Source organism: Pseudomonas sp. LAM2023, assembly GCF_016620375.1.
GTDB classification, from domain to species: Bacteria; Pseudomonadota; Gammaproteobacteria; order Pseudomonadales; family Pseudomonadaceae; genus Aquipseudomonas; species Aquipseudomonas anuradhapurensis.
Map to the genome: position 1 here is coordinate 421,154 of NZ_JAENHV010000009.1, position 18,241 is coordinate 439,394.

The window sequence follows — 18,241 nt, forward strand, 5'->3', positions numbered from 1 at the left end:
CGATTGGCGGCAGTGACAAGGCCGGGGTTCCGCTCTGCGGCCCGATCGCGACGCCAGGCCGCGCCTACAACGATCGCATCACCGTCAGTCGGCGGGCAGTAACTGCAGCGCCAGGTACAAGCTGAGCATACCCTCCATGCGCAGCGGGTCCACTTCGCCCAGCTCGGCGATGCGCTCCAGGCGGTAGCGCAAGCTGTTGCGGTGGATACCCAGTGCATCGGCACAGGCCTGGCTCTGGCCATCATGGGCACACCAGGCACGCAGGGTGGCGAGCAGCTGGCCGTTGCTGTCCTTGGCGCGAATACGCTGCAACGGTTCCAGCAATTCATCCAGCGCATCATCGTTGCGGTGCCGCCATAGCAGGGCTGGCAGCCGGTAGCGCTGCAGGCTGAGCAGGCGCTCGTCAGGCACCACCTCGCGGCCATAGGCCAGCAAGTCACGTACCCGGCGGTAGCCCCGGCGCAGTTGTTCCAGGCTTTGCGCCGCACTGCCCAGGGCCAGGCGCGCGACCAGCCAGCCATGGCGTTCCAGACGTTCCAGCAGGCGCGGCGCATCGAGTGCCAGTGCCGCGGGGCGGCACCACAACAAGGACTCGCGCGCGGGGCTTACGCACCAGCTGTCCGGATAACGGCTCGTCAACCACCCGGCCAACGCTTCGGCAGTTGCCCCCGAGGCCAGTTCGAACAGGCAGGGTACCCGCGGCAACTGCGGCTTGAGCCCCAGTTGCCGGGCTTCGTCGAGCAGCCGGGGCGAATCACCGCTGCCGCCCAGCAGCAACGCCAGCAGGTCATCACAGCGCTGCCGCCGCCATTGCTGGTCGGCCTGCAGATGGCGCTGGGCCAGGAGCATTTCGGCGGTCATGCGTACCAGCTCACCATAGGTACGCAGCTGCTGTGGGTCGCCGGTCAGGCCAAGCACGCCCATCAACCTGCCATCGAACATCAGCGGCAGGTTCACCCCCGGTTGCACGCCCTTCAGGCACTTGGCCGCGTCGCTGTCCAGTTCGACGATGCGGCCGTTGGCCAGCACCAGTTGCGCCCCCTCGTGGCGGGTGTTGATACGCTCCGGTTCGCCACTGCCCAGGATCAACCCCTGGCTGTCCATCACATTGACGTTGCACGGCAAGATGGCCATCGCCCGGTCAACGATATCCTGTGCCAGGTCATGGTCGAGTTCGAACATTCAACGGTCCTTGGGGTGGTAGGCTTTTGGGCTCGGGCACAGCCGCGCAGCGCCAGCGCTGTGCAAAAGCACAAAGACAGGCTCGCCGCCGTCCCCGAGACTCGTCAGGGCGAGCGCCGGAACAGGCGACGCGGCGACAACCATAACAACAGAGAACCCGATCATGGCATACAGCCCCGCCCCTGACCAAGGCACGGACACCAACCGCGACGCGCTGTACCGGCGCATCACCCTGCGGCTGATTCCGTTCATTTTCATCTGCTACCTGTTCAACTACCTGGACCGCGTCAACGTCGGCTTTGCCAAGCTGCAGATGCTCGACGCGCTGCAATTCAGCGAAACGGTGTACGGCCTTGGCGCCGGCATCTTCTTCATCGGCTACGTGCTCTGCGGCCTGCCGAGCAACCTGGCGCTCAACCGCTTCGGCCCACGGCGCTGGATCGCGCTGATGATGATCGCCTGGGGTAGCCTCTCCACCTGCCTGCTGTTCGTTACCACGCCTACCGAGTTCTACACGTTGCGCCTGCTGACCGGCGCCGCCGAAGCCGGCTTTTTCCCCGGCGTGGTGCTGTACCTCTCGCGCTGGTTCCCGGCCGCCCGGCGAGGCCGCATCATGGCCCTGTTCATGTCGGCGATCCCGGTATCGGGCCTGCTCGGCGGGCCGTTCTCCGGCTGGATCCTGGAGCACTTCGCGGCCGGTCAGCACGGCCTGGCCGGCTGGCAGTGGATGTTCCTGATCCAGGGCCTGCCAACCGTCGCCCTGGGGGTATTGGCGGTGTTCCTGCTCAGTGATGGCTACCAGAAAGCCAACTGGCTGAGCCCCGCACAGCGCCAACTGATTGCCGCCGACCTGCAGGCCGAGGCCGCCAGCAAGCCGAGTACCCGCGGCGACGGCGTGCTCGCCGTGCTCGGCAACCCGCTGGTCTGGACGTTCGGTTTCGTCTACTTCTGCATCCAGAGCGGCGTGTACGCAATCAACTTCTGGCTGCCGTCGATCATCAAGAACATGGGCTTCGACAACCCATTGCTGATTGGCTGGCTCAGCGCCATCCCGTATTTGCTGGCCGGTGTGTTCATGATCCTCTGCGGGCGCTCGGCCGACCTGCGCAACGAACGCCGCTGGCACCTGGTGGTACCGATGCTGATGGGCGCCATCGGCCTGCTGATCGCGGTGAATTTCGCCGGCAACCCGACCGTCGCCATCCTCGGTCTGTCGATCGCCACCATGGGCGCACTTACCGGCCTGCCGATGTTCTGGCCGATGCCGACCGCGCTGCTCAGCGCCAGCGCGGCAGTGGCCGGGCTGGCGATCATCAACTCGGTGGGCCAGATGGCCGGTTTCCTCAGCCCGTACCTGGTCGGCTTCATCAAGGACCAGACCGGCTCCACCGATGCTGCGCTGTATTCGCTGGCAGCGCTGATCGTGCTCGGTAGCCTGGTGGCCTTGCGAGTGACGCGTGCGGCTGCACTGGATACCGCACGGGCGAGTTGAACCCTTTCCTGGGTAAACCCGCTTCCGCGGGGTACTGCGCTGGCTTCGAATTGCCGCGGCTTCAGCCGCGGACACCGGCAGAGCCGGTGCCAGCCACCGCGTCGCCTGCTTCGCGGATAAATCCGCTCCGACATTCGAGCCGACGCTCACAGTGGCTTGCCCCTCCGATCGTCGGCTCGACGCATCGCCACCACCGTCCAGGCGTCAAATGATTCCAAAGGCCCCTTTGGAGAATTCCATGACCGAGCACGCCGTGGCCCGCCTGGCCGAGCTTGACCAACATCGCCCCCTGCGCGTCCAGGCCGGCAGCGAGGAACTCATCCTGATCCGTCAAGGCGACCAGGTGCATGCCTACCAGGGCAACTGTCCCCACGAAGGTGCTCCGCTCGACCAAGGCGTAGTCTGCGGCGGCCTGCTGGTCTGCCCATGGCACAAGGCCGCGTTCGCCGTCGACGAAGGCGCGGTGTGCGAGCCGCCGGCCCTGGCCGACCTGCGCCGCTACAAGGCCTGGGTCAAAGGCGACGAGGTCTGGGTCGATGATCAACCGCTGCCGGCCATCGATCCACCCAGGCACAGCGATGCCCGATGCTTCGTGGTGGTCGGCGCCGGTGCAGCCGGCAGTGCCGCAGTCGCCACGCTGCTGGCCCATGGTTTCGCCGGGCGCCTGATCTGGGTCGACCAGGAACGCCAGCCAGGCTATGACCGCACGGCGCTCAGCAAATTCGTCATCGCCGGACAGATGTCACCCGACGAAGTACCTGCCCTGCTCGACCCCAACGCCCTGCGCAAGGGCCAGTTGCAGCGCAGGCATGGCAAGGTCCGCACATTGAACAGCCAGAAGCGCCAGCTGACCCTGGCCGACGGCCAGCAGATCGACTACGACGCCTGCCTGCTGGCCACTGGTGGCAAGGCGCTGCGCCCCGAAATTCCGGGGGTCGAGCTGCCTGGGGTGTTCACCCTGCGTTCACGGGAGGATGCCGCGCAGTTGCTCGATGCTGCCGAACCCGGGCAGCCGGTGGTAATCGTCGGCGATGGCTTTATCGGCCTGGAAGCCGCCTCGGCCTTGCGCAAATACGGCGTGCAGGTGCACCTGGTCAGCCGCCATGAAGTGCCCTTGGCCCGCCAGTTGGGTGAGCGCATCGGCCGCACTATCCGTGCCCTGCATGAACGCAAAGGGGTGGTCTTCCATGGCCCCACCGAGGTCGAGCGCATCGACGGCAATGGCAAGGTCGAAGCCGTGCTGCTGGCGAACGGTGTACGGCTGCACACGCCCCTGGTCTTGCTCGGCACCGGGGTCAAGCCAGCCACCGGGTTCATTCAGGGCGTGCAGCTGAGGGAAGACAAATCGGTGCAGGTCGATGCCGAAATGCGTGCTGCAGATGGCCTGTGGGCCGCGGGCGATATCGCCACCTTCCCGCTCACCGGGCGCCCGGTGCGCATCGAGCATTGGCGCCTGGCCCAGCAACACGGGGTGATCGCCGCCGCGAACATGCTCGGCGAACAGCGCCGCTACGCCGACGTGCCGTTCTTCTGGACCTACCAGCACGGCCGCACCTACGAGGTACTGGGCCATGCGCAGGAATGGAACCATATCGAGTTCGTCGGCGCCCCGGAGCAAGGTGACTTCATCGCCTTGCAATGCCTGGACGAGCGGGTCGAGGCGGTAATCGCCAAGGGCTACTCGGATGCCATGGCGACACTGTCGCAACGCATGATGCGCCCGTTGAGCCTGCAGGAGGCACGGCTGCTGATCGGCTGAGGTGCGCCTTTCAATGCGCACCGGTTGTGTGTAAAACAGGCAGCTCAGCCGACTGCAAAAGGAACCACGCGCATGATTTATCGCCCCCTCGGCCACAGTGGCCTGCAGGTTTCCGCTCTGACCCTTGGCAGCATGATGTTCGGCGAACAGACCAGCACCGAAGACGCCCTGCGCATCATCGACAAGGCCTGGGACCAAGGTATCAACTTCATCGACACCGCCGATGTCTACAATGCCGGGCGCTCGGAAGAAATCGTCGGCGAGGCGGTGGCCCGCCATCGTCATGACTGGATCGTCGCCAGCAAGGTCGGCTTCGGCCCGGCAGACGGCTTGCCCAACCGCAGCGGGCTGTCGCGCAAGCATATCTTCAATGCCCTGCATGCCACCTTGACGCGCATGGACATGGACTACCTGGACATCTACTACCTGCACCGCGAAGACCACAAGGTGCCACTGGAAGAAAGCGTGCAGGCGATCGGCGACCTGCTGCGCCAGGGCAAGATTCGCTACTGGGGCGTATCCAACTTCCGCGGTTGGCGGATCGCCGAGGTATGCCACATTGCTGAACGCCTGGGCATTCCCAGGCCGGTGATCAGCCAACCGCTGTACAACATCGTCAACCGCCAGGCAGAAGCCGAGCAACTGACGGCTGCCGGTGCCCACGGCCTGGGTGTGGTGCCCTACAGCCCGCTGGCGCGCGGCGTGCTCAGCGGCAAGTATGCACCGGGTGCCACGCCGGACTCAGGTAGCCGGGCCGGGCGCCAGGACAAACGCATCATGGAGGTGGAGTGGCGCCAGGAGTCGCTGGCCATTGCCCGACAGATCCAGGCCTACGTGCAGGCCAAGGGCGTCGGCATGGTCGAGTTCGCGATCGCCTGGGTGCTGAACAACCAGCTGGTCAGCTCGGCGATTGTCGGCCCGCGCACCGAGGAGCAGTGGGCCACCTATGGTGGCGCACTGGCAGTGGAGATCACCGCCGAGGACGAGGCATTCATCGATTCGCTGGTGACGCCGGGGCATGCGTCGACGCCAGGCTTCAATGATGTGGCGCATTATGTGAGCGGGCGGCTCGCGCGCAGCTGACTGCCGTACTGTTCTGCCCCCTTCGCAAGTGAGCCCGCTCAGGCATCAGCCATTGGCAGCTCAGCGTCCACGCTCAGCGGTGCTGACGCCTAGGTAACGGTCGGTCCACGCAGCCAGCGGTAACGGCGGCTGCTGGTCGACGATACGTCGCCAGATCAGCACCAGGTCACCGCCATTGAACATCGACCCAGGCCCGGCGCCCTGCCACATCGAGGGGACGTCGGCCCTCCAGCGCCCCTGGCCGTCGCGATGGGCCATGGTGAAACGGAACGTGTAGTTTCCCGGAATACCCATGCGCAGGTCGGTGACCACCAGCGCATCGTCGATCTGGTCATAGCGCAGCCAGTCATCGGTAAACCAGCGCAAGCGCGCGTGCAGTGGCTGGTCGGCAAGCACCTTGGCCAGTTCAAGGTTACGTGGCAAGCGCTGCATTTCTGGCGCTTGCCGGTCAAACCCGCTGCTGATGCCTTCGTAGTAATCGCCATCCGGAGTCTTGGCCAGCACCCGCCAGACCAGGCTGTTGAAGGCGATCGGCACGGCGCGTACTTCGCTGGCGACAAGGCCTTGCTGGTCGAGCGCCGCCTGGAAGCGCTGCTCGGCCGCCATGCGCCCGGCCAGGCCGAAACCCAGGTAGGCCGCGCCGAATAGCAGGGCCAGGGTCAGCAGCCGCGTGGCCTTGCGAGTCAGCCCTTGGCAGCTGGCGTAGATCACCGCCGCCAGCAGCGGCAGGGTGTAGACCGGGTCGATGATGAAGACCGCAGCCCAGCTCTGCGGGGTAGTCTGCAAAGGCCAGAACAACTGCGTGCCATACACCGTGAAGGCATCGAGCAATGGGTGGGTGACCAGTACCAGCCAGAACGCCAGGAACAGCCTGGGCAAGGTGTAGCCCTTGCCTGGCCAGCAGGTGTTGACCAGCCAGGCCAGCAGCCAGGCCAGCCCAGTCAGCACGAACAGCGAGTGGGAGAAGCCGCGGTGATAGGTCATCTGCGACACCGGATCGGCGTAGCGGATGATCACGTCCAGGTCGGGGAGCGTGGCCAGCGCCGCACCATACAGCAGCGAACGCCGCCCCTGGAGGCGGCCGAGCACGGTACCTTGCAAGGCGGCGCCGAGTACGGCTTGGGTAATGGAGTCCACGGATGGCATTCCTGAAAGGTAGGTTTGCAAAACCTACCCTCATCCAGCTGCGAGACGCAATTCCCGGATCTAGAACAATTGCCAGGTGTAAACCAGCGTCAGGCGATTCTCGTCGATATCGCTGCGGTAGTTCGACCGTGCCATGGCATTGCGCACCCGGATGCCCAGCCCCTTCAGCACCCCACTCTGTACCGCATAGCCGATGTCCAGGTCTCGCTCACGATCACGTCCTTCATATCCGTGCCCGGTGTCGACGTTGTTACCGCTGATATAGCGCACGGTCGCAGTCAGCCCCGGCACACCCATGGCCGCAAAGTTGTAGTCATAGCGCACCTGGTAAGAGCGTTCGTCGGTGTAGGCGAACTCGTAGGTCGGCACCTCGTTACCCAGCGGCGAGATGTTGGCGAATACCCGTGGGAACGGGCTGTCACCATAGATACCCTGGTAGCCAGCATGAAAACTGTGCCCGCCATGGCGGGCCGTGAACAGCGAAAAGAACGCCTGGTTGTCGATATTGCCCAACAACGCATCGCCCTCCTCGCGGGCCGTGAAGTACCCCAGGTTGGCCGCGAGCACCCAGTCGCCCAGAGGTTTGCTGTGCTTGAAGCCGACAAAGCCCTGGGCGTAGATGTCCTCCAGCTGCCCGTACCAGAGGCTGACACTGCTCTGGTTGGCATTGAACGTATAATCCCCGCCCAGGTAGTTGAAGGCATCACTGGCAGCCTGGCGCATCGGCACATGGCCGAGCATGGCGTTCATCTTGCCGTCCCCGCCTTCGTTGCGCAGGTGGGTGCTGTTCAGGTGCCCGGCCTGCAGGGTCAGCCCGTCGATATCCGCCGAGCTCAGGCTGGCGCCCTGGTAGGTTGGGGGAAGCAGGCGGATGTCACTGAAGGTCAGCACGGGCAGGTTCGGTTGCAGTTCGCCGACGCGCAGTTCGGTTTTCGACACGCGAGCCTTGAAGGTCGGCGCCAGGCGGCTGTACTCGTCGGCGGCCCGGCCGTCGCCATGCACCGGCAACAGGCCGGTGTTGGTGCGCTCGGGGCTGCTGTCGAGCTTGATGCCCAGCAGGCCCAAGGCATCCACACCAAAGCCGACGGTGCCGGGCGTGTATCCCGACTTGAAGTCGAGGATGAAACCTTGCGCCCACTCTTCGGCCTTGGATTGCCGGTTGGCCCCGACAATGTCCGAGAAGTCGCGGCTGAAGTAGTAGTTTCGAGCACTCAGGCTGGCCTTCGCATCCTCGAAGAAACCGCCTTCAGCGGCCAGCAAGGGTTGGCTGAGCAACGTCAGGCCTAGGGCGACGCAAGGGGTGTGGTTCATTCCGAAGCTCTCTTGATCTTGTTTTTATGGATAAAGCGTTGGAAACACGGCGGTTCATGGGGATGCAGCAGGCGCCCCTGGCGCACAGCGAGCTGTCCTTGATCAGGGCTTTGATGAAGCGTCTCGCAAGGCAGCCAGCCTTGGTGGCCGGGCCTTGTCTTGTACTGGCAGCTTCGCGGGCTCGCCCGCTCCCACCGGACCCTGCAGGTTCGAGGCCGGTGCGGGACCTATGGAGCGAGCATGCCCGCGGAAATACCGACTCGGTCGATCAGGCCTGCTGCAAAGCCCGCGGCCGCGCACTGCGCTGCTCGTCTGCACCGCCCTGGGCCTGCTGCAACTGGAAGTCGAACTTCAATTCGCCATGCCGCCCGGCCGGCCCTTCGACGAACACCACCTCCCCCACCAGCCCGGCCCGCGTGGCATAGGCAAAGTCGTCCCACAGGTATTGATCGCCGGCCAGGTTGATCTGCGTGGTCAGGTGCCGGTGCCCCGGCGCCGAAATGAAGAAGTGCACATGTGCCGGGCGCTGGCCATGGCGGCCCAGCAGGTCCAGGCATTCCTGGGTCGGCCCCTGCGGGTCGCAACCGTAGCCCGATGGCACGATGGAGCGCGCCCGGTAGCGCCCTTCGGCGTCGGTAACGATGCGCCGGCGCAGGTTGTACTCGGACTGGCTCTGGTCGAAGAACGAATAGGTGCCGCGAGTATTGGCATGCCAAAGGTCAACCGTGGCGCCTGGCAGCGGTCGGCCCTGCGGGTCGAGCACCTGGCCTTCCAGGAACAGCACCGTGGCCACGCCCTCCTCGCTGCCATCGTCCATGCGCACTTCACCTTCGGCGATCGGCGCGCCGGCGACATACAGCGGGCCTTCGATGGTGCGTGGAGTGCCGCCGACAAGGCCGGCCTGCTGGTCCTTGGCATCCTGCAGCAGGTCGAGGAAGTGCTCGATGCCCAGGCCGGCCACCAGCAGCCCGGCCTCGCCGCGCCCGCCCAGGCGGTTGAGGTAGTCGACGGCGTGCCAGAACTCGTCCTCGCTGATCTCCAGGTCTTCGATCAGCCGCGCGGTGTCTTGCAGTACGCGCTGCACAATACGCTTCAGGCGCGGGCTGCCAGCATCATTGCCCAGGCCAGCGGCCTCTTCGAAGAACTGCTGTACCTCGGCAGTGTGGGAAATTTTCACGGTCATGATGGTTTACCTCGTCTTGTTCTGTTCGGGTCAAGCCTGCGCCGCCACGGCCTGGGCATGTCGCCGGCCGCTGGCCAGGTGCACGGCCATGGCCAGTGCGGCGATCGCACCCGGGATGGCGAAAGCGATGAAATTGAGTTGCAGGGGCAGGTTGATGCCCATCAGTGCACCGCCCAGCAGCGGGCCGACGATGGCGCCGTTGCGGCCGATGCCCGAGGCCCAGCCCAGCCCGGTGGAACGCACCGACAGCCCGTACATCTGCGCGGCACCGGCATACAGCAGGATCTGCGTGCCGATGGTGCTGGCGCCGGCGATGAAGATCAGCAGGTACAGCACCGGCATCGGGCTGTTGACGCCCAGCAGGCTGATCGACAACGCAGCCGCCAGGAAGAACGCCACCTTGACCTTGACCAGGTTGTAGCGATCGCCCAGCCAACCACCGAGAATCGCCCCGGCCATGCCGCCGAAGTTCAGTGCCAGCAGGAACGACAGGCTCGAGCCCAGGCTGTAGCCGGCACTGGCCATCAGCTTCGGCAACCAGGAACTGAGCGCGTAGACCATCAGCAGGCAGCAGAAGAACGCCAGCCACAGCGCCAGGGTGCGGATCGCCAGGCCGTTGCGGAACAGCTCCAGCACAGACGCGCCGTTGCCCTTGCGGTCGGCCGCCTGCAACAGGTCATCAGCCTGCACATCACAATCCGGATCCAGGCGCTTGAGCAGCTTGCGCGCTTCTTCGCTACGGCCGCGGCGCACCAGGAAGCCGATCGATTCGGGCAGGTAATGGAGAATCACCGGCAACAGCAGCAGTGGCACGGCAGCGGCAAAGAACATCGATTCCCAGCCGAAACGCGGCAGCATGAAGATACCGACGCCGGCCGAGAGCATGCCGCCCAGCGAATAGCCACTGAACATGATCGCCACCAGTGTGCTGCGCAGGCGCTTGGGTGCGTATTCGTTCATCAGCGCCACGGCGTTGGGCATCAGCCCGCCGCAACCCAGGCCGGCAATGAAGCGGTAGATGCCGAACTCGCTGGGGCTGCTGGCGAAGCCATTGAGGATGGTCGCCCCGGAGAACAGGGCAAAACAGATGGCAATCCCCTTCTTGCGCCCGATGCGGTCCGCCAGGCTGCCGAAGGCCAGGGCGCCGAACATCATGCCGAACAGCGCGTAGCTGCCCAGTGCGCCCGCCTGCAAAGGGGTCAGGCCCCACGCCTTCATGATCTCCGGTAGTACCACGCCGTAGATGAACAGGTCATATCCGTCGAAGATCAGCAGCAGGCCACACCAGGCCATGACCATCCAGTGGAAACGGGTAAAACGCGCATTGTCGATGATCGGGTGTATGTCCAGGTTTCGCATGGCAGCTATCACTCTTGTTTTTGTTGTGAAAGAAAGCTTTTTGCCTTGGGCACTGCTCAGCCGAGGTCGCCACCCCCAACCGGCAAGGTCACGCCGGTGATGTACGAGGCCTCGTCGGAAGCGAGGAACAGAATGGCGCCCACCTGCTCGTCGATGCTGCCGTAGCGGTGCATCAGGCTGCTGTCGAGGGTCTGGTCGACGATCTGCTGGTACCAGCGCTGTTCCTGTTCGGTCTGTTCGGCGCTGTTGCGCGGCACCCGCCGGGGTGGCGCTTCAGTGCCACCGGGGGCAGTGGCGTTGACCCGGATGCCGCGGCCGGCCGTTTCGAACGCCAGGCAGGCCGTGAGCGCGTTGACGCCGCCCTTGGCCGCCCCGTAAGGCACGCGGTTGATGCCGCGGGTGGCGATGGACGAGACATTGACGATGGCGCCGCTGCCGCGTTCGAGCATGTAAGGCAAGGCGGCGTGGCAGCACCACAGGGTGGGGAACAGCGAGCGGCGCACTTCGGCTTCGATCTGCTCCACCTGGTAATGCTCGAACGGTTTGGCCCAGATGGTGCCGCCGACGTTGTTGACCAGGATGTCGAGGCGGCCGAAGGTGGCTACCGCGCTGGCCATGACCCGCGCGCAGTCGGCATGCTGTTCGAGGTCGGCAGTGAGGGTGAGCATGCCCTCGCCGGCCAGTTCGTGGACCAGTTCGGAGCGGTCTACCGCGACCACTTGCGCGCCTTCGGCCTTGAGCCGCCAGCACACGCCACGGCCGATGCCCTGGGCGGCGCCGGTGACCAGGGCGACCTTGCCTTGGAATCTGTTGTTCATATCCATCTCTCCGGTTCGCCATAGCACCTGTGGGAGCGGGCATGCCCGCGAACGCATCCGGCCAGACAACGTCGGTGAACTCGCTGGCCTCTTCGCGGGCACGCCCGCTCCCACAGGGTTGGCGTATTGCTTGCGATGAAAGAAGCGGTCAGGCCGCTGCCGCGAATTTCTCGTAGTAGAAGTTCGCCGGGGTGATGCCCTGCTCACGCACGTACTGGCTCACCGCCTCGACCATCGGCGGCGGGCCGCACAGGTACAGGTCGACATCGCCATCGTTGAGGTGGCGCGGCTCGATGTGCTGGGTCACGTAACCCTTGCGCGGGTATTGGCTGTCGGGGTTGGCTACGCAGGCGCTGAAGGTGAAGTTGGGGATGCGCGCCGCCAAGGCCTGCAGGCGGTCGAGCTCGACCAGGTCGAAGTCGTTGGTCACCCCGTAGACCAGGTGCAACGGGTGCTCGCTGCCCTGCTCGGCGATCTTCTCCAGCATTGCCGTGAACGGTGCCAGGCCGGTACCACCAGCCAGCAACAGCAGCGGGCGCTGGATTGGCCGCAGGTAGAAGCTGCCCAGCGGCCCGGCCAGGGTCATGCTGTCGCCGGCCTTGGCCAGGTTGGTCAGGAAACTGCTCATCAGCCCGCCCGGCACGTTACGGATCAGGAAGCTGACTTCGCCGTCCTTCTGCAGCGAGCTGAACGAATAGGCGCGGCTCTGCTCGCTGCCCGGTACCTTGAGGTTGACGTATTGCCCGGGCAGGAACGCCAGGCGGCTGAGGGCCTCACCCCTGAGCGACAGGGCGATGGTACTGGCCGACAGCTGGCGCACAGCGCTGATCGCGGCCTCGAAACAGGCCTGCTCGGTCTTGCACAGCTGTGACGAGGCCGGAATGCGGATCACGCAGTCACTTGTCGCGCGCATCTGGCAGGTCAGCACGTAGCCTTCGGCGACTTCGTCTTCGCTCAGGGCATCCTCGATGAAGTTGTCACCCAGCTCGTAACGGCCGGACTCGGCCTTGCACTTGCAGGTCCCGCAGGCGCCGTCGCGGCAGTCCAGCGGAATGTTGATGCCCTGGCGGTAGGCAGCATCGGCCACGGTTTCATGGCCAGTGGCTTCGATGAAGCGGGTTACCCCGTCTTCGAAATTCAGTGCGATCTGGTAGCTCATGTTGCACCTCGCGGGCGAGCCGGGCCACGGCGCATCGCAGGAAGCACCGGGCAGCACTCGCAAAACCCTGGTTCAGATGTGGTAGATGTCGATGACCTGGCGCACGTAGTCGTTCTTCAGCACCACCTTCTTGGCCTTGATCAGCGGCTGCTCGCCGCGCAGGTCGAGGGTGTAGAAACTGCTGCCGAAGTAGCTGTCGGTGGTCTTGTAGCGGAAGCTCAGGGTGTGCCAGTTGAAGCGCACCTGGCACAGCCCGTCAGCCTGCCCGACGATCTCGATGTTGCTGATGTTGTGCGAGGTGCGGGTGTCGGGCACGGTCGCGCTGGAACGCTCGGTCTTGATCCGGAACACGCGGTCTTCCAGGCCTCCGCGGTTGCCATACCAGATCAACGAGATTTCGCTTTGCGGGTCCTCGGTCAGGGTGTCGTCATCGTCCCAGCTCGGCATCCAGAAAGTGGCATCGCTGGCATACAGTTCCAGCCACTGGTCCCATTGGGCGTCGTCCAGGTAGCGCACCTCGCGGTAGAGGAAGTCGCGCACGGTGTCATACAGGCTCATTGCACGGCCTCCACGGGAATCAGTTGCTGTTCGTCCTTCAGGGCCTGGATCATGGTGTCCTGCCAGTATTTGTGTTGCAGCACGAACAAGCCTTCGTCCTCGGTGCGCACGCCAGACAACAGCGGCTTCAGCGCAATCTCCCTGGCCGCCTCGTCGGCGCCTTGCACCCAGTGCGCAGCCCCGCGGGACATGTCGTTCCAGCCAATACCGCCGCCGTAGCCGGTCTGGCACGAGCGGAACTCTTCGAGGTCGTCCGGGGTGGCCATGCCGCTGACGTTGAAGAAATCTTCGTACTGGCGAATGCGCTTGGCGCGGGCATCGGCGCTCTCGCCTTTGGGCGCGATGCAATAGATGGTGATTTCGGTCTTGTTCACCGAAATCGGCCGGGCGATGCGGATCTGCGAGCTGAACTGGTCCATCAGGTACACATTCGGGTACAGGCACAGGTTGCGCGAGTTCTCGATCATCCAGTCGGCACGCGCTTGGCCGAAATCGGCCGCCAGCTGTTCACGGCGCTCGTAGGCCGGGCGGTCCTCCGGGTTGGCCCAGCGGGTCCACAGCAGCAGGTGGCCGTGGTCGAAGGAGTAGAAACCACCGCCCTGCTTGGCCCAGGCCCCGGCGCTCATGGTCTTGATCTCCTCGCCCGCCTCGCGCTGCTTGCGCTGGTTCTGGGTGGCGGCGTAGTTCCAGTGCACGGAACTGACGTGGTAACCGTCGGCGCCGTTTTCGGCAGTGAGCTTCCAGTTGCCTTCGTAGATATACGAACTGGCCCCACGCAACACTTCCAGGCCTTGTGGCGACTGGTCGACGATCATGTCGATGATTTTCGCCGACTCGCCCAGGTGTTCGACCAGCGGTTTGACGTCGGCCTTCAGGCTGCCGAACAGAAAGCCCCGGTACGACTCGAAGCGCGCCACCCTGGTCAGGTCGTGGGAGCCATCGCAGTTGAAGCTGGCGGGGTAGCCGGCATTGCCTGGGTCCTTCACTTTCAGCAGCTTGCCGCTGTTGTTGAACGTCCAGCCGTGGAATGGGCAGGTGTAGCTGGAGCGGTTGCCGCGCTTGTGCCGGCAGAGCATGGCGCCACGGTGGCTGCAGGCGTTGAGGAAGGCATTCAGCTCACCGTCCTTGTTGCGCGCGATGAAGATCGGCTGGCGCCCCATGGTCAGGGTGAGGAAGTCGTTGTTCTCGGGGATCTGGCTTTCGTGGGCCAGGTAGATCCAGTTGCCCTCGAAGATGTGTTTCATCTCCAGATCGAACAGGCGTGGGTCGGTGAACATCTCGCGCTTGCAGCGGTAGATGCCCTTTTCACGGTCGTCCTCGAGCAAGGCATTGAGGTAGTCGAATCCCAGGGACATGGCCAGGGTCTCCCTTGTTATTGTTTGGACCTGGTCAGGTTAGGGATTGGTAGGCGGCGGCAATATCCGCTTTGTGCGCAGTGCTATCCGTTTTGTGCAGGCAGTGGCTGGTTCAGCGCCGATTGCGCAAGGTTTCCGAGGGCAGCTCGCCAAACTGCTGCCGATACACCTCGGAAAACCGCCCCAGGTGCAGGAAGCCGTAGTCCATGGCCAGTTCGGTCACGCTGTGCACGCTGCAACTGGCATCGCCCAGGCAGGCATGCACCTGCGCCAGCTTGCGCTGGCGCACATACTGCTTGGGCGTGGTGCCCAGGTGGCGGTCGAACAGTGCATACAACGAGCGCAGGCTCATGCATGCCTGCTCTGCCAACGCTTCGGCGGAAAGTTCGAGCCTTAGGTTGCGTTCGATGTAGTCGAGGATTCGTTCCAGGCTTGCTCCGGGTGAACCCAGGCGCTCGCGACGGATATTGGTAGTCATCAGCGTCAGCAACTTGCTGGCGACGATCTGGCTGTAATGGCCCTGTACCCTTGGCAGCGAATCGCTCACTTCCGCTTCATGGCACACCATCGCCAGCAGGTTGACGAAACCGTCCAGCTCATCCAGCCGATAATGGTTGCGCAGGAAGCGCACACCGCCATCGGGCCGCTGCCAGCGCTGTTCGTCGCAGATCGAGTCGAGCAGCCGGGCCGGCACCTTGAGGATGAATTTCTCGCAGTCTTCCGAATAGGTCAGGTCGACCGGATCATCCGGGTTGATCAGCAGCAGCTCGCCCGGTACCAGGTGCTGCTCGCGCTTGGGCCCACGCCACAAGCAGTTGCCGTTGAGCAACAGCTGCAGGTGGTAGATGGTTTCCAGTGCTGGCGAGGTGACGCGTACGCTGCCGCCATAGCTGATGCGGCACAGGTCCAGTTCAGCGAACTTGCGGTGGCTGAGGCTGGCCTGGGGATGGGTGGTGCGGGACAGACCGATGCAATGCTGGCCTACATGCTGGTTCACATAATCGGACACAGCATAAGGGTCGGCGTGATGAAACACGCTACTGCGCTCGCTCAGCAGGCGGCTTTCCATAGGCAAGGCACTCGGTATCGTTGTTGTTCTGGTCGCCGCGCCCTACAGCCAGACAGGCGGTGATTGCGGTCGTCACGGTCATTCTATCGAGCCGGCTGGTGGGCGCAGGGGGCAGGCGACAACCGGTGAATGCCCCCACTTAAGCAAAATGGCCGGGGATGGGCAATGCGCGGCAGGCAATGGCCGGGCGGATAGCGGACAGCCGACGGCCATGGGCGTGCGGTTATCGCACGCTCAGTGCTGCACCCTCACTGTACTGGCAGGAAGTTCATCAACAACAGGCTCTGCGCGTAATTCAGGCCAATCCGCCGATAGCGTTCGTCAAGCAGCTCGGCCAGCAAATCCAGGCGCGCCACGATCTTGCCGAACTCCACGGCAAAGCTGAGGTTGCTGCCTTCCTCGGAAATTTCATTGGAGAACAGCAACAGCTCCCCATTGGCATCTTGTCGCTGGCTCAGCATCCAGGTGGCTTTTTCGATGTTGCGCGCAGCGTTGTTGACGAACAGCGGATCGATGGTATCGGTCATGTAGAACTCGGTACGCCCGCCATGCGCGGTGATCAGCATGCTGCCGATGGCGTAGATGAACGCGCCGACCCGATCGCCGCGGAACTCCGGGCTCAAGGCATAACTCAAGGCCGCCAGGTCACGGCGCTTGCCCAGTTGCGGCAGCGGCTGGCGTTGTTCGATGGCGATGCGGATCTGCCGCTCGGCAGTGGCGGCATCGACGTAGCCGGAAAGCTTCCACTGGTTGGGGTTGCGCAGGTACAGCTTGTTCATCAACAGGTACAGGCTCTGCAGATTGTCGCGCATGGCCAGCGTGGCCATGCGGTCGACGCTGGTCTGGAACAGCTCGCTGGGCTTGCCGTTGCCGAGCTGATCGAGCATGCCGCGCCCCTGCTCCTGGGTGCAGGCGCACAGGCAGCTGAAGGCGCCAACCAGCAGCAGGCACGAGAAGATTTTGGTATTGCTTGCAACCATCGGCACCGGGTCGATATTCGGCGGCCGCTCCGGGTATCGGTGCGGCTTGGCCAAGAATAGAGCGCGGAAATTCCAAAAAGTGCGAAATGCAGGTAACCAGGATCGCCGAACGCACGGCTACTAGCCGCCGTAGAGTAGGTCACCTGATATATTTGCCAGTTTCGGGTTTGCTCAGGATGGAGAAATACTCTGCGCCCCAACGGAGGATTCACCATGAGCAAATATGCAAAGAACCCCGGTGAACTGGATACTGACTTTGGCATTGACGGTTATGCCAGACTCCCTGTCCCCCAAGACGCCCTATCTTCGGGCGGGGTGTACTCAACAACAATCGATTCAGCGAACCGTATAACCTGGGTCGGCGGCGCTCCGATCGACGGCGAGGATTTCTATTTTTTTGCAAGGCTGGATGCCAAGGGCATCTGGGAGGCTGATCCAGGCTTCGTCGCAATTGAAGATCCTGCGTTGGATCCGTCGCTCTCCTATGGACAGGAGTTCCATTTCATTACGCCCGCGACACCTGCACTGGACTCGAATTATATCGCGCATTCAAAATGTGCAACATGGACCGGTGAGGATTGGCTCTGGCAAGCGGCTGTCGGCCAATACCAAAACAACTTCGCACCGCTGGACGGCTTCGGCGTGAAAGGGATGATGCTCGTCCGGCCTGACAGCCAGCGCATACCAACAGCAACATCCACCGCCAAGCACGAACAACGGCCGAAAACAAAGCCTGCCCATGAGGCAAAGATTCCGAAAAATCTGAAGAACAGATATAAGGATGAGGTATTTGCACCCGCTACCCGTAGCGTATTGCTAGGCAACACGATCAAAACCTTGTACGCCTCTTCGCTCGATGGCCAGCCGAACAGTCAAAGGCTGTGGGTCGCGCTGCACGATGCCGAGACTGGAGCCCCGGTAACCGGTCTTGGTCCAGATGGCACTCAAAGCCAATGGCTCATTCCGAATTTTCTGGGTGAGACGTTCGAGCCGTGGGGTTGTCACTTCTTCAAGGACGGTGGTTTTGTTCTGGCAGGCAAAGAAGGTGCACCCGGCATCGTCGCCAGATACAAGAGCAACGGCGAGCTGGATACGGACTTCAACCAGGCCGGCTTTATTGAACTCGCTAACCGCAGCATTCAATTGGGGGCGGACGAAAGTAGGATCATTATCAGCCAAGGCACTTATTTCACTAGCGAGGCTGGACGCACAATCAACCTGACGATTCGTGTGTACAACAAGCAAACCGGCTTACCGGATACGCAGTTCAACGGAGACGGTGTGCTCAGTATCGATATCGACCCTGGTGCTGATATCAGGGCCCTCACAACGGAAGCCATCCTCGTTGCACCCGAAGGGTCGATCTATATCGCAGGAAACTTGCTTCACATGGAACAGTCCAGTTTCTACCAGCAAGGTATCATCCACAAGGTCACCCAAGATGGCAGACTGGACGCTAACTTCGCTTCCGAAGGACGCTACCTGGTTCCAACAGATCGATTGAACACCTTGCGCGCAGCATACCTGGGGGCGGACGGACTCCGTTTCATCTCCCAACTGAATGAGGGTGGTCGCTGTGCCATGAAACTCTTTATCTGATTGCCGCCAAACCTGGCAGGCCTTTGAACACAGTGGCTTGCCGGGTTTGGCGTTAGGTTCTGTATGAAAAGTCTTGAAACGAAGGTCAGGCAAGGCGAAAACAACCGAGGAAGCGGAGTTTACGGGTTGTAAATGAGCATACCGACGCTGTTTTCAACGCAGCATCACCGTGTATCAAGGCTTTTCCT

Annotated in this window: 15 protein-coding genes; 4 read left to right on the plus strand and 11 right to left on the minus strand. The window is 63.2% G+C overall.

Annotated features, from left to right (window positions below; genetic code table 11):
- Positions 1-84: 84 nt before the first annotated feature.
- Positions 85-1,182, minus strand: coding sequence for a sugar diacid recognition domain-containing protein (locus tag JKP78_RS01955; protein ID WP_170029946.1), 1,098 nt, complete (start codon positions 1,180-1,182; stop codon positions 85-87).
- Positions 1,183-1,345: 163 nt separating this feature from the next.
- Between JKP78_RS01955 and JKP78_RS01960 the strand changes: the two genes are divergently transcribed.
- The 3 genes from JKP78_RS01960 (at position 1,346) to JKP78_RS01970 (ending at position 5,516) form a co-directional block, all read left to right on the plus strand.
- Positions 1,346-2,674: an MFS transporter gene (locus JKP78_RS01960; RefSeq protein WP_200625953.1), complete on the plus strand. Its 1,329-nt coding sequence runs from the start codon at positions 1,346-1,348 to the stop codon at positions 2,672-2,674.
- A gap of 238 nt (positions 2,675-2,912) precedes the next feature.
- Positions 2,913-4,433, plus strand: coding sequence for an FAD-dependent oxidoreductase (locus JKP78_RS01965; protein ID WP_200625954.1), 1,521 nt, complete (start codon positions 2,913-2,915; stop codon positions 4,431-4,433).
- 72 nt (positions 4,434-4,505) lie between these two features.
- Positions 4,506-5,516: an aldo/keto reductase gene (locus tag JKP78_RS01970; RefSeq protein ID WP_186685976.1), complete on the plus strand. Its 1,011-nt coding sequence runs from the start codon at positions 4,506-4,508 to the stop codon at positions 5,514-5,516.
- A gap of 60 nt (positions 5,517-5,576) precedes the next feature.
- Here the strand turns inward: JKP78_RS01970 and JKP78_RS01975 are convergent, their stop codons facing one another.
- The 10 genes from JKP78_RS01975 to JKP78_RS02020 form a co-directional block, all read right to left on the minus strand.
- A complete protein-coding gene (locus tag JKP78_RS01975; RefSeq protein WP_200625955.1) occupies positions 5,577-6,653 on the minus strand; it encodes a metal-dependent hydrolase in 1,077 nt (358 codons plus the stop codon).
- Between the two features lie 69 nt (positions 6,654-6,722).
- Positions 6,723-7,973, minus strand: coding sequence for an OprD family porin (locus JKP78_RS01980; RefSeq protein ID WP_186685979.1), 1,251 nt, complete (start codon positions 7,971-7,973; stop codon positions 6,723-6,725).
- Between the two features lie 268 nt (positions 7,974-8,241).
- Positions 8,242-9,156 (minus strand): catechol 1,2-dioxygenase, encoded by a 915-nt coding sequence (gene catA / locus JKP78_RS01985; protein ID WP_200625956.1) that lies wholly within the window; start codon positions 9,154-9,156, stop codon positions 8,242-8,244.
- 30 nt (positions 9,157-9,186) lie between these two features.
- Positions 9,187-10,515 carry an MFS transporter gene (locus JKP78_RS01990; protein WP_186685984.1) on the minus strand — a complete coding sequence of 443 codons (1,329 nt, stop codon included), beginning with the start codon at positions 10,513-10,515 and terminating at the stop codon, positions 9,187-9,189.
- A gap of 56 nt (positions 10,516-10,571) precedes the next feature.
- Complete coding sequence (locus JKP78_RS01995) at positions 10,572-11,333, minus strand: 1,6-dihydroxycyclohexa-2,4-diene-1-carboxylate dehydrogenase (protein ID WP_186685986.1); 762 nt, start codon at positions 11,331-11,333, stop codon at positions 10,572-10,574.
- A 148-nt stretch (positions 11,334-11,481) separates the two neighbouring features.
- Positions 11,482-12,492 carry a benzoate 1,2-dioxygenase electron transfer component BenC gene (benC, locus tag JKP78_RS02000; protein ID WP_200625957.1) on the minus strand — a complete coding sequence of 337 codons (1,011 nt, stop codon included), beginning with the start codon at positions 12,490-12,492 and terminating at the stop codon, positions 11,482-11,484.
- Positions 12,493-12,564: 72 nt separating this feature from the next.
- Positions 12,565-13,050 (minus strand): benzoate 1,2-dioxygenase small subunit, encoded by a 486-nt coding sequence (gene benB / locus JKP78_RS02005; RefSeq protein WP_186685990.1) that lies wholly within the window; start codon positions 13,048-13,050, stop codon positions 12,565-12,567.
- Positions 13,047-14,405 (minus strand): benzoate 1,2-dioxygenase large subunit, encoded by a 1,359-nt coding sequence (gene benA / locus JKP78_RS02010; protein ID WP_186685992.1) that lies wholly within the window; start codon positions 14,403-14,405, stop codon positions 13,047-13,049. Before benA ends, benB begins: the two co-directional genes overlap by 4 nt.
- Before the next feature lie 112 nt (positions 14,406-14,517).
- The gene (locus JKP78_RS02015; protein ID WP_200625958.1) at positions 14,518-15,474 is read right to left on the minus strand and encodes a helix-turn-helix transcriptional regulator; all 957 of its coding nucleotides are present in this window, start codon (positions 15,472-15,474) and stop codon (positions 14,518-14,520) included.
- A 248-nt stretch (positions 15,475-15,722) separates the two neighbouring features.
- The gene (locus JKP78_RS02020) at positions 15,723-16,454 is read right to left on the minus strand and encodes a hypothetical protein (protein ID WP_200625959.1); all 732 of its coding nucleotides are present in this window, start codon (positions 16,452-16,454) and stop codon (positions 15,723-15,725) included.
- Between the two features lie 213 nt (positions 16,455-16,667).
- On the opposite strand from JKP78_RS02020, the gene JKP78_RS02025 reads away from it, so the two are divergent.
- Complete coding sequence (locus JKP78_RS02025) at positions 16,668-18,053, plus strand: hypothetical protein (protein ID WP_200625960.1); 1,386 nt, start codon at positions 16,668-16,670, stop codon at positions 18,051-18,053.
- Positions 18,054-18,241 lie beyond the last annotated feature (188 nt).